The organism is Vibrio sp. 10N.286.48.C11 (genome assembly GCF_041469805.1).
In the GTDB taxonomy this organism is placed as follows: domain Bacteria; phylum Pseudomonadota; class Gammaproteobacteria; order Enterobacterales; family Vibrionaceae; genus Vibrio; species Vibrio crassostreae_C.
In genome coordinates this window covers 1-12,146 of record NZ_JBFRLK010000102.1, presented here as the reverse complement: position 1 = coordinate 12,146, position 12,146 = coordinate 1, and the positions used below count along the sequence as shown (strand labels likewise).

Sequence of the window (12,146 nt, the reverse complement as noted above, 5' to 3'; positions counted from 1 at the left end):
AAACCAGCCATAACTGGGGGCAGATGTGTAAAGATACTGATATCATTGCTTTTTTACAGACAAAAGGCAGAACCATGTCTCAATCAATTTGGCTCGCTATTGGGCTCGTACTTATTGTGGAAGGGCTCGGCCCCTTGATTGCACCCAATGGCTGGAGAAACATGGTCGCGCAACTGAGCGAGCAACCAGACACGCAACTGCGCCGCATTGGAGGCTGTCTTGTGGTGGCAGGAGCGGTTATCGCTTTCATGACCTACCGTTAGTTTCTATAAGTACTAATCTGTTTATAAGTACCACTCTGTTAAGCGCCTTCCCTCGCGCCCCAATAGTGAATCCACAAACATGTCTCCTCCTGAAAGAAGTCATAGAAAACAAAAAGGCTCCCACAATGGGAGCCTTTTAAGTTTTAACGTATTTTGCTTATTAAGCTAAGCATTCGCTAACGCATCAGCTTATTTTGCTGGAGCGCCGCTTGCTTGATTCATGTATTGGAAGAAGTCAGTCTTCGGATCCAGTACTAGAATGTCGCTCTTATCGCTAAATGATGTCTCATAAGCTTGCAATGAACGCATGAAGCCGTAGAACTCAGGATCTTTGCTGAACGCATCAGAGTAGATTTTCGCTGCTTCTGCATCCGCATCACCACGAGTGATTCGAGCTGTACGGTCAGCTTCAGCAAGAACTGTTGCCACTTCTAGCTCAGCTTGAGCACGGATAACTTCCGCTTTCTCACGACCCTGTGAACGGTGTCTACGAGCAACCGACTCACGCTCTGCACGCATACGGCGGTAGATAGATTCACTGATTTCGTCAGGAAGGTTAATCTTCTTCATTCGAAAGTCAACAACTTCAACACCTAAATCAGCCATCGCACTTTCTGCCGTTCCAGACAAAACGTTTTCCATGATCTTATCGCGTTCGCCATCAACTTCTAGTGCTTCTGCAGCCGCTACCGTTGTGACGACTTCGCTATCAGCAGAGTCTGGCAGGATGTCCTTATTACGAGGGCCTGATACGATCTGCTTAATTTCACGAGAACCAATTTCAGAACGAAGAACATCTGTCACTTTACGCTCAAGAAGTGCTTCTGCCGTCATGATATTACCGCCACCGGTACTCAGATAGAAACGTCCAAAATCAGCAATACGCCATTTTGCGTAAGTATCAATTAGAACGTCTTTTTTCTCTGATGTTACGAAACGGTCAGAACGGCCATCCATCGTTTGAATACGAGCATCAAGTACTTTTACGCGATCAAACATCGGTAGTTTAAAGTGCAGACCTGGTTCATAGATTCGTGATACGCCGTTGTCATCGAGAACTCGACCAAAACGAATTACCATGCCACGCTCACCTTCTTGAATCACAAACACTGACATCAATAGAAGGGCAATCGTCACAACTAATACAGGGATCATTAATTTACGCATTATTAGTATCTCCCTTGGCGTGAACTGTCTGAACGAGTTTGAGTGCTAGGCTTTGGATCCGCTTGAGTTTCTAACTCAATTTGATCGTAAGTTGATGATGCTTTTGCAGGGCGAGAGCCCGACTGAGAACCACCTTGTGCGCCTAGCTTATCAATTGGTAGGTATAGCAAGTTACCGCTTGATTCAGAATCAATCAGGACTTTCGATGTGCTTGAGTACACTTTTTCCATTGTATCTAGGTACATACGGTTACGTGTTACTTCAGGAGCAGCTTGGTATTCAGGTAGCAGTTTCTCGAATTGAGCAACTTGACCTAGAGCACCATTAACTGTGCGCTCTGAGTAACCCACCGCTTCTTTCTTCAAACGCTCAGCACGACCTGTTGCTTTTGGAAGAATGTCATTTCGGTAAGCTTCAGCTTCACGCTCGAAACGCTCTTCATCCTCACGAGCCGCGATAGCATCATCAAATGCATCTTTCACTTGCTCAGGTGGACGTGCTGACTGGAAGTTCACATCAACAATCAGAATACCCATATCGTAGCTATCAATAATACGGTTCAACGTTTCTTGAGTGCTTTGACGAATCTGCTGACGACCACTTGTCAGGATACTATCCATTAGTGAGTCACCAATTACCGCACGAAGCGCGGAATCGGTTGCTTGGCGTAAACTGTCGTCTGCATTCGTTACACGATACAAGTACTTGTATGGGTCAGAAACACGGTATTGAACACCCATTTCAACGGTCACAACGTTTTCATCTTTCGTTAGCATCGTGCCAGCAGCACGTAGAGAACGAATCGCTTGAACGTTTACTAGTTGCTCATCACTGATTTCATCGATGAAGCGTGGGTGCCAGTTAAGACCAGGTTCTTCGATACGGTCGAACTGACCCAGTCGAAGTACTACTGCTCTTTCTGCTTCGCCAACGGTGTAGAAACCAGCGAAGAACCAGATAGCAATAGCAATAACGGCAATGACACCAAAGCCAATTGCACCGCCACCACCAATAGATGGTCCGTTGCCGTTGCCACCTTTTTTACCAAACTTGCCACCTAACTTTTGACTTAGTTTACTAAACACTTCGTCTAGATCTGGCGGTCCTTGATCTCGGCCGCCGCGATTATTTTTATTACCCCAAGGGTCATTATCGCGGCCGTTATTATCGCCGTTGTTGTTATTTCCAGGCTCATTCCACGCCATTAGAAAGCTCCATCATTTGATATGACGTTATACTGTAGCAGTCTCTTTGGTAACGATAAAGTCACCTAAGAGCGCCCCTTCTCTTTTTTCAAGTTTAGACCAATCTATTTGTTGCATTCGGATATCTATCAACAAGTTACCATTTTCATCATACTCTTCCTGTTGAATACATTTCATCTCGAAGAATAAGCTGCGAATACGGCCCTGATGTTGATGTGGAATACACAACCGGAATTGAACCATCTGGCTAGCTAAACGCTCAGTTAAAGCTTCAAACAGCAGTTCAATACCTTCTCCTTCCATTGCAGAAACCCAAACAGCGCGAGGTGCGCCCTCTTCGTCTCTTTCAATTCGAGGTTTTTGGTCTTCCATGCAGTCAATTTTGTTCATGACTACAAGGGTTGGCACTTCATGAGCATCGATTTCTTCTAATACTTCATGAACAGCCTGAATGTTCTCACGAAAACGGTCATCACTGGCATCAACAACATGTAACAAAATGTCAGCTTCCTGCGTCTCTTGTAATGTTGCCTTGAACGCAGCGACCAAGTCGTGTGGTAGATGACGGATAAAACCTACGGTATCTGCGAGAATTGCAGGCCCGACATCTGCCAAATCAATCTTACGTAGTGTTGGGTCTAGGGTTGCAAACAGTTGGTCTGCCGCATAAACACCAGCACTTGTGATGCGATTGAAAAGTGTTGATTTCCCTGCGTTGGTATAACCAACCAAAGAAATTGTTGGGATTTCAGCTCGATTACGAGCACGTCGTCCTTGTTCACGCTGTTTAGCAACTTTCGCTAAACGACGTAGTATTGCCTTTATACGGTCACGCAACAAACGTCGATCGGTTTCCAGTTGAGTTTCACCTGGACCACGAAGACCAATACCACCTTTCTGCCTTTCAAGGTGAGTCCAACCACGAATCAATCGGGTAGAGATATGACGAAGCTGAGCGAGCTCAACTTGTAGCTTACCTTCATGAGTTCGCGCACGTTGTGCAAAAATATCTAAGATCAAACCCGTGCGATCAATCACACGACATTTACACAATTGCTCGAGGTTGCGCTCTTGGGCAGGAGAGAGGGAGTGGTTAAAAATCACAATTTCAGCACCGGTCAGCTGAACAGCTTGTGCGATTTCTAGGGCTTTACCTTCTCCAACGTAGTATTTAGGGAGTGGGGATTGTCGGCTACCAGTAATCACTTGTAGCGTTTCTACCCCCGCTGAGGAGACCAGCATTTCACATTCGCTTAGATCTTCCCATTCTCCCTCTTGCGTGAAGTTGATATGAACAAGTACGGCTCGCTCGCCGGATTCATAACGGTCAAACAAGCAACCAACTCCTTATTACAGCGCAAGCTGTACAAATTGAACGATTAATCTTCAGTCTTCTCTGGACGATCAGATGGCGTGCGTTGCTCGCCGCTGTGGTGACTAACTGCGCGAGCAGGTACCACAGTAGAAATCGCATGCTTGTAAACCATTTGGTTTACTGTGTTCTTCAATAAGATCACGAATTGATCGAAAGACTCGATCTGACCTTGCAGCTTAATGCCGTTAACAAGATAGATAGAGACTGGAATGCGCTCACGACGGAGTGCATTTAGGAATGGGTCTTGTAGCGATTGCCCCTTAGCCATTTTATTTTCCTTATTTGTATTTTGTTGTAATTATTTAGCTAGTGGTGCACAAAAAGGTGCGGCCTTTGCATCTGAGCTAAATGAATAAAAAAACTCCGTTGTTATTGAAAGGCTGTGATTTTTAAAAGCCTCAATAACGGATCCTTTCCAGAGTATATTCACGCAAAAGCGATCACATTATACACAGCAATACTAATCAGATGCTATTGCATCTGAAAGAGTTTCTAACGCTTGATCAATGTTTTCGCTATCTAACCAAGTTAAATCATCCCAACTGCGCAACCAGGTGATTTGTCGCTTGGCCAACTGACGGGTTGCACAGACACCACGGAAAACCGCTTCGTCTAAATCACAATTACCGTCTAAATAATCCCACATCTGCCTATAACCAACGCATCGGATCGATGGCAGTTCAGGGTGAAGATCTTCTCTGGCGTACAACGCCTTCATTTCATCTTCAAACCCAGCTTCTATCATCTTCTCGAAACGCAGCTCAATGCGGCGATGGAGTTCAGTCCTTTCCTTGGGAACTATTGCAAATTGTTTTACACGAAATGGCAGGCTATCGCCTTTCGTTTGAGTTAGCTCTGTTAATGTTTTACCCGAAATTCGGTAAACTTCCAATGCCCTTGAAAGCCTTTGTGGATCATTTGGGTGTATTCTTTCAGCGGATACGGGATCTATCTCTCTTAATTGATCGTGCAATGCCTGCCAACCTTGTTCGATAGATTCCGCTTCAATCTGCTTACGAATCTCTTGATCCGCGGCTGGTAATGGCGATAAACCTTCCAACAATGCTTTGTAGTACAGCATTGTGCCACCAACAAGTAACGGGATTTTGCCTTCCGCTACAATCTTATTCATTTCATTGATCGCATCACGACGAAAATCTGCCGCAGAATACGCTTCGCTTGGATCCAAAATATCAATCAAGCGATGAGGCGCGAGCTCAAGCTCTTCCGCATCCGGTTTAGCGGTACCAATATCCATGTCTTTGTAGATCAATGCCGAATCGACGCTGATGATCTCTACAGGGTATTTCTGACGTAAGCGGATAGCTAAATCTGTTTTTCCTGACGCCGTTGGGCCCATTAAAAACAACGCTAAAGGTAATTTTTCAGTCATGATATTTTGTATTTGCTTCTCTGTTTTAGCGCTTTTTAGCAAAGGGCTTTGTGTCGCGACGTATTCAGCTAAAAAGACAAAGGTCGTCGCGAAAAAATTAAACCGTAAACGCGGCTATAGTCGCTGAAAAGTCGATAGGATTAACAAACTCTGGATCATCTAATGGAAGTAGACCATGCCAAAGTTGTTCTAGTTCCCCAACTAGTTGAACCGCTTCAGATAAAGTGTAGTCGCTTTTTACTTGTGCGGTTTGAATCCCGATCCAGTTAACCAAAGCTGACAACATGTCATTAGGTTGCTTCACTGCACCCTGGGCATTTATTGAAGCCGCGTAAGATAACAGATCTGGGATCAAAATTTGTAAGTTTTGCTGCCTTAAAGGAGAAGGCACGCCCATCACCATTACCGCCTCGCTGTTTCGCGCCTTAAGCTCAATCCCCAGTAATGCCAATGTTGGACTTAGCGCCTTCGCCACCTCAACCAGCTCGCTACCAAGCTTGATAGATAACGGAACCAATAACGGTTGGCTTTTTAACGCACCACCTCGAGTATCAAGCTGACCAACAACACGCAATAACTCAGCCTTAGCCAAGGAAACCAGCACACTGCCGTTCTTATTGCCCATTACCAGATACTGACGTTCCACAATCGAGACCGCTTTGCCCAAGTCCGTTACAGGTGCTCTTGGCTTTAAATGAACAGGATTCTGTTGAGCAGGCTTATTTTCTTTATTTTCTTTATTTTCTTTATTTTCTTTATTTTCTAAGTTGTCTCTGGTTTCTACTGGTGCCACATGCTCTTGAGAAAGTGAAGGCTGTACAACTTGCTCATCAAAATCTGGCGTTTTCAGAAGCTCTTTATAGGCTTTCACTTCTCGCTTAGATGGCGCGGGTTCACCATGATGTTGGTGTGGCTCTTTCTCTTTTTTAGGTTCAGGTCGAGACTCTATCCACTCTTGGCGAGAGGAACCGGTAAAACTGCTGTCACTAGTAGCCGAGCTTCGGCCAGCAGATGAACTTGGACTGGTTGATGAGCTTGGGCTAATTGATGAAACATAGTGTCGCCCACCATCATTAACACTGTGTTGAGGATTATCAAAAGCGTGCTCTGATTCTGCTTTTCTCGGGTAGGCAGGCGTTTGCTCAATAGCGTGTCGCACCCTATCCGAAACTTGGGTTTGATCCGAACTGCTAGGCATTACGCTTTCTGGCTCAGCGAAACTTGCAACACCATCAACTGCAGAGCTCGTACTATCTTGCTGATGATGAATCACTTCTGACTGATGAAAAGCCGACTGATTGATTGGTGCAGCATCGATCTGCTTGCTCTGTGCTAAACCATCACTCAATGCTTGGTAAATAAAGTCATGCACAAGGCGCGCTTGATGAAAACGCACTTCATGTTTTGCAGGGTGGACATTCACGTCCACCTGATGTGGGTCGAGTTCAATGAACAACACATACGTCGCGAATTGGTCTGGACGCAGGCTGGTTTCGTAGCTTTGACGAATCGCATGATTGATCAGCTTGTCACGCATCATACGACCATTCACATAGCAGTATTGCAGGTCGCTTTGTTGTCTTGCTCCTTCTGGCGTGGTGATCCAGCCATGAAGTTTTAGGCCTTGATGCTCAAGTTCGATTTTAAGCATATGGCGAACAAAAGGATTGCCACATACCGCAGCGATTCGCTTTTCTGCTTGAACTTGTGTTTTTGCAGCGCGGTACTGACGAATCATCTTGCCGTTATGACGAAGGTTGATCGTCACATCAAAACGACTCAATGCGATGCGTTTAAGCAACTCATCAATATGGGTGAATTCAGTTTTCTCGGTGCGTAAGAATTTGCGGCGTGCTGGCGTATTAAAGAACAGGTCCAACACCTCAACCGAAGTGCCAATAGGATGTGCTGCTGGCTGCAGTTTTACCTGCATATCACGACCTTCACTGTGTGCTGCCCAAGCTTGATCTTGAGTGGCAGGGCGTGAAGTCATGGTCAAGCGCGCAACCGAGCTAATACTCGCCAGCGCTTCACCACGAAAACCAAGGCTGACGATCGCCTCTAGGTCATCAAGAGTGTGGATTTTGGAGGTAGCATGACGACTCAGTGCCAAGGCAAGCTCATCTTTTACGATGCCTTTACCATTGTCACGAACGCGGATCATCTTGGCGCCACCTTTCTCGATATCAATATCGATACGTGTCGCACCAGAATCCAAACTGTTCTCAACCAACTCTTTTACAACAGAAGCGGGTCTTTCTACCACCTCACCCGCTGCGATTTGGTTAGCTAACCGAGCTGGCAGTATTTTGATCGTCATATTTATAGCTACCTTACTGCCATTGATGGAAACGCTGCTACGTTTGCACTAGTTCTTATTTTTTATCATTGATATACCTGAAGCTGTTTAGCATTCCCAAGACTACTTGTGAGGAATAATCAACACTTGGCCGATAGCTAGACTGTCAGATCTTAGCTTATTCGCTTGGCGAATGCTGTTGACGCTCACGCCGTATTTCGAAGCTATCTTGCCAAGGTAATCACCTCTTGCAACTTTGTGTTTGCGCAGAGGAACATCTTTAACTTCAACCGTAATACGTAACTTTTGGCCTACTCTCACCGTCTCTGATTTCAAACGGTTCTCACGTTTAATATCAGCCACCGACACTTTATAGCGGCTGGCGATCTTACCTAGGTACTCTCCAGACTTAACCGTGTGAGTGATGGTCTTCGTTTTAACCGCACTGCTTGATGATGAAGTTGAAGCACTGCCTGGAATCTTAAGTACTTGGCCAATTGCTAGGCTGCTCGATTTCAGATTGTTGAACTTCATCAACGTCTGTGTCGACGTACCATATTTGCTCGCAATCACAGACAAAGACTCGCCACGAGAGACTTTATGTTGGCTCACGCTGCCCGTTGATGACGTTGCGTTAGACAAAATAATCCCTTCAGGCGGGTTAGCCTTCAAATACTTAACCACCGCTTTAGTCACTGCTCGTGCCAATTTATCTTGGTGCGAACGTTGGAAAAGAAGCTTCTCTTCCGTCGGATTCGAAATAAAACCTGTCTCTACCAGTACTGATGGGATCTGTGGTGAACGTAATACTGCTAAGCTGGTGTTAATCGGCTTGCTATTGTGCAGTTTCGCAACCTTACCCATTTCAGACAGAATTGCCGTTGCCAGTTTGTAGCCCTCTTTTTGAGAGTGGCTAAACTGCAAATCAAGCAGGGTTTGGTTTACGTTCTTATCATCAATATTGCTTGTGAACGCTGCACCGCTACCACCAAGCAATTCAGACTGTTTCTCTTTATTCTCAATCCAACGAGAGATCTCTGTATTTGCGCGTCGAGTGTTCAATACAAACACTGAACCACCTCTTGGTTGAGGCGTCGTAAAGGCGTCGGCGTGAATAGAGATCAACAGGTGAGCTTCATTCTCTCGAGCAATCGCAACACGTCGATTCAGGTTCACAAAGTAATCAGCATTACGAGTCATACGAGTTTTGATCCCCGGGACCGCATTCAGTTGAGCTGCTAACTTCTTAGAAATACTCAGAGTCGCGTCTTTTTCGTATTTACGCGTAGGACCAATCGAACCTGGGTCTTCACCACCGTGGCCAGGATCAATCACAATTAGAATATCTTTCTGGCGCTTAACCTGATTAATGTTCTTACTTACCGTTGGCTTACTCGGTGTCGATGTCGCTTTACTTGCCGCACCATGAGGTAAGTCGATCACCAAACGGTGTCCATACTGACCACCTGGGGTCGGGCTCAGTTTGAATAATTCTGCTTTAGACGACTTCTTTAACTCAAAAACCAAGCGATAGGTGTTTTTGTCTGGCGGTGAGCTCTTACGAATCTTAGATAGAACAGGGCTGTCTTTCACCTCGACCGGTAACTTAGTCGCAAGACTGGTATTTTTTAAATCAACCACTAAGCGACTCGGGCTACTCAGGGTGAAATAGCTAAAGTCCGCTTCTGATTTTAAGTCGATAACCACACGAGTTTCTTCTGGAGAAGGCCAAACCCTTAAACTTTTCAGTGAGTTTGCAGAAACAAGTGAAGAAAACAGTATAGAAAAAACAGCAGCCATCATGGCCACTGTTGAAATAAGGCGTTTAGAAATCAACATAACTCCAACTGACTAAGTAAGCGCTGTCCGTATTCACTATTAGCGGTTAAAGAAACAATACGGTGATCGTCTTGGTAACGAATATCAATATCCAAATCGGCTTCTGGTAGCATCCCATAACCTTTCTCAGGCCACTCAACCAAACAGATAGCATCCGGCGTAAAATAGTCACGAATTCCCATAAACTCTAACTCTTCAGGATCTGCTAGGCGATAAAGGTCAAAGTGGTACACCTGCCAATCTGCAAGTTGATAAGGTTCAACTAGAGTATACGTTGGGCTTTTTACATTTCCTTGATGGCCAAGTGCTTTTACAAAGCCACGACTAAAGGTCGTTTTGCCTGCGCCAAGATCACCATGCAGATAAATAGTCGTCTGCTGTGAGCAAAGATTCGAAAGCTCCGTTCCTAATTGAATCGTTGCTTGTTCATCTTTCAAAGTAAATTGTTTCGTGCTCATGAATACGTTCTCTAAAAATCGATCGTTGACTATATAAAAATCAAAAGAACAAGAATAGTAAACCGTGATGCTTTTGGGAGACAAGCACTCAAGTGTAAGTTCTATGAAAAATACTGCTCAAAACGCGTCTGTTCTGGTCAACACCACTAAGATCCGTTAAGATCCGCCCCCATTTTTGCCGAACCTAATTTTAATTAGCCTTATCTCTAATTGTAAAACAGAGAAAATAAGAAATAAGCCATGAATCTAGACCATCTTGCTGAAAAAATTAAAATCTGGGGAAAAGAGCTGGGCTTTCAAAAAGTTGGCATCTGCGATGTTGATTTAAGTGAACACGAAGCCCCTCTTCAAGCATGGCTAGATGCAGGCAACCACGGCGAAATGGATTGGATGGCTCGACATGGGATGATGCGTGCACGTCCTGATGAACTTCACCCAGGCACAATTCGAGTGATCAGCGCTCGAATGAACTACCTACCACCAGAAGCTCAGTTCGCCTCTAACCTAAGCGATACCACTCAAGGCTACATCAGCCGCTATTCTTTAGGCCGCGACTATCACAAATTGTTCCGTAACCAGTTGAAAAAGCTAGGACAAAGAATTGAAAAAGAGGTCGAGGGTTTAGACTCACGCCCTTTCGTCGATTCAGCGCCCATTTTGGAAAGACCACTCGCTCAAAAAGCAGGGTTGGGCTGGACAGGTAAACACTCATTAATTCTTGATAAAGACGCTGGCTCTTGGTTCTTTCTAGGGGAGCTGTTAGTTAACATCCCTCTTCCCACGGATGAACCCAGTGTTGATGAGTGCGGCAAATGCACCGCATGTATCACTTCTTGCCCAACGGGTGCCATTATTGCTGATGGCGTGGTTGATGCGCGCAAATGTATTTCGTACTTAACCATTGAATATGATGGTGTGATCCCTGAAGAGTATAGAGATGCCATTGGTAACCGTATCTACGGTTGCGATGATTGTCAGTTAGTTTGCCCGTGGAATCGTCATGCCGAACTCACAGAGCAAACAGACTTTCACCGCAGAGAAGATTTCCAAGAAGCCGATCTGGTTTCACTTTCAAGTTGGGACGAAGCAACCTTCCTAAAGAAAATGGAAGGCTCAGCAATCAGACGTATCGGCCACACCCAGTGGTTACGCAATATCTTTGTTGCGATGGGCAATGCACCATTTCAACAACGCATTATTGAAACCCTGGAGTCTCATCAAGGCAAAAACGAAATGCTTGATGTGCATATTGAGTGGGCTTTGAATAAACAACTACAGCAGTTACCCAACGCTAGCAGTGTGCAAGAAGATAGCTCTACGCAGAAAAATAGCTGTGTGCAAAAAAGTAACAGCAAAATCTCCACCAAAAAGCACAGACTGATACGTATAGTAGAGAAAGGATTACCAAGAGACGCCTAGCCCTTTTGGTATCAACGATTGACAGCGACACCCACATCGATAGTCCAATATTTAAGACAACTCGTTGCACATAATTTTAGAACAATGTTTGACCTTGTTCTCAATTCTAACAATGTGGAAAAAATTCAGAACTCTCGTAAACTTCCGACACCCGAGCAAAGTTAAACACAGTACCGATAAATGATTAAGATCAAAAAACAACAAGTTAACGATCTTTTATTAAATCCAAGATAGGCATCCAACTTGATAAAAAACAACAAGTTACGATCGCTGCGATTCATCTAATATATTGAAAACAAGAAAGATCTTTTAGGGATAGGTAAAGAATTAAGCCTGAAACAACTTTATCAACCAAGTTATCCACACCTAACATTTTGTGGATAAGTCTGTTTATAGATGTGAAAAACCTCAAGTGTCTGCTTCAGAGACCTGATGTTTACTAGCATTTCAGTTGCTAAGAAAAATTTAAGACAAAAAAATATCCACCATGATGGAGGATTATTTGCTTTTTTGGGGGATTATGCTTCGCAGCATTAAAGAAAGAGCGTGACCTTTGTGGTCGCCTTTAAACACAGAGGTTTAAAGTACTTATTAGCTTTTTTAGAAGAAAGTGGAGCGATACATCGGGTTCGAACCGATGACCTCAACCTTGGCAAGGTTGCGCTCTACCAACTGAGCTAGTATCGCATTAGTTAACCGCTATCGCGTTTAACTGTAATGTGGTTGCG

Annotated in this window: 10 protein-coding genes and 1 tRNA gene; 2 read left to right on the top strand and 9 right to left on the bottom strand. The window is 44.6% G+C overall.

What is annotated here, in order from left to right:
* Positions 1 to 74: 74 nt before the first annotated feature.
* Positions 75 to 263, top strand: coding sequence for a DUF2065 domain-containing protein (locus tag AB4209_RS20505; RefSeq protein WP_010434105.1), 189 nt, complete (start codon positions 75 to 77; stop codon positions 261 to 263).
* Positions 264 to 452: 189 nt separating this feature from the next.
* On the opposite strand, the gene hflC is transcribed toward AB4209_RS20505, so the two are convergent.
* From hflC to tsaE, 8 genes are all read right to left on the bottom strand, one after another.
* Positions 453 to 1,430 carry a protease modulator HflC gene (hflC, locus tag AB4209_RS20500; RefSeq protein ID WP_017059930.1) on the bottom strand — a complete coding sequence of 326 codons (978 nt, stop codon included), beginning with the start codon at positions 1,428 to 1,430 and terminating at the stop codon, positions 453 to 455.
* 2 nt (positions 1,431 to 1,432) lie between these two features.
* The gene (gene hflK, locus AB4209_RS20495) at positions 1,433 to 2,635 is read right to left on the bottom strand and encodes an FtsH protease activity modulator HflK (RefSeq protein WP_017067930.1); all 1,203 of its coding nucleotides are present in this window, start codon (positions 2,633 to 2,635) and stop codon (positions 1,433 to 1,435) included.
* Positions 2,636 to 2,662: 27 nt separating this feature from the next.
* A complete protein-coding gene (gene hflX, locus AB4209_RS20490; RefSeq protein ID WP_017059928.1) occupies positions 2,663 to 3,970 on the bottom strand; it encodes a ribosome rescue GTPase HflX in 1,308 nt (435 codons plus the stop codon).
* A gap of 44 nt (positions 3,971 to 4,014) precedes the next feature.
* Positions 4,015 to 4,278: an RNA chaperone Hfq gene (gene hfq / locus AB4209_RS20485; protein ID WP_017059927.1), complete on the bottom strand. Its 264-nt coding sequence runs from the start codon at positions 4,276 to 4,278 to the stop codon at positions 4,015 to 4,017.
* Between the two features lie 192 nt (positions 4,279 to 4,470).
* Positions 4,471 to 5,403: a tRNA (adenosine(37)-N6)-dimethylallyltransferase MiaA gene (gene miaA / locus AB4209_RS20480; protein ID WP_372057156.1), complete on the bottom strand. Its 933-nt coding sequence runs from the start codon at positions 5,401 to 5,403 to the stop codon at positions 4,471 to 4,473.
* 97 nt (positions 5,404 to 5,500) lie between these two features.
* Positions 5,501 to 7,723, bottom strand: coding sequence for a DNA mismatch repair endonuclease MutL (mutL, locus tag AB4209_RS20475; protein ID WP_372057154.1), 2,223 nt, complete (start codon positions 7,721 to 7,723; stop codon positions 5,501 to 5,503).
* A 102-nt stretch (positions 7,724 to 7,825) separates the two neighbouring features.
* The gene (locus AB4209_RS20470) at positions 7,826 to 9,541 is read right to left on the bottom strand and encodes an N-acetylmuramoyl-L-alanine amidase (protein ID WP_017067933.1); all 1,716 of its coding nucleotides are present in this window, start codon (positions 9,539 to 9,541) and stop codon (positions 7,826 to 7,828) included.
* Positions 9,535 to 9,999, bottom strand: coding sequence for a tRNA (adenosine(37)-N6)-threonylcarbamoyltransferase complex ATPase subunit type 1 TsaE (gene tsaE, locus AB4209_RS20465; protein ID WP_004735870.1), 465 nt, complete (start codon positions 9,997 to 9,999; stop codon positions 9,535 to 9,537). The genes AB4209_RS20470 and tsaE overlap by 7 nt, the downstream gene beginning before the upstream one ends.
* Before the next feature lie 240 nt (positions 10,000 to 10,239).
* Here tsaE and queG point away from each other — a divergent pair, with 240 nt between their 5' ends.
* The gene (queG, locus tag AB4209_RS20460; protein WP_017059922.1) at positions 10,240 to 11,418 is read left to right on the top strand and encodes a tRNA epoxyqueuosine(34) reductase QueG; all 1,179 of its coding nucleotides are present in this window, start codon (positions 10,240 to 10,242) and stop codon (positions 11,416 to 11,418) included.
* A 611-nt stretch (positions 11,419 to 12,029) separates the two neighbouring features.
* Here the strand turns inward: queG and AB4209_RS20455 are convergent.
* Positions 12,030 to 12,105: transfer RNA gene (locus AB4209_RS20455), tRNA-Gly, on the bottom strand.
* Between the last annotated feature and the right edge of the window lie 41 nt (positions 12,106 to 12,146).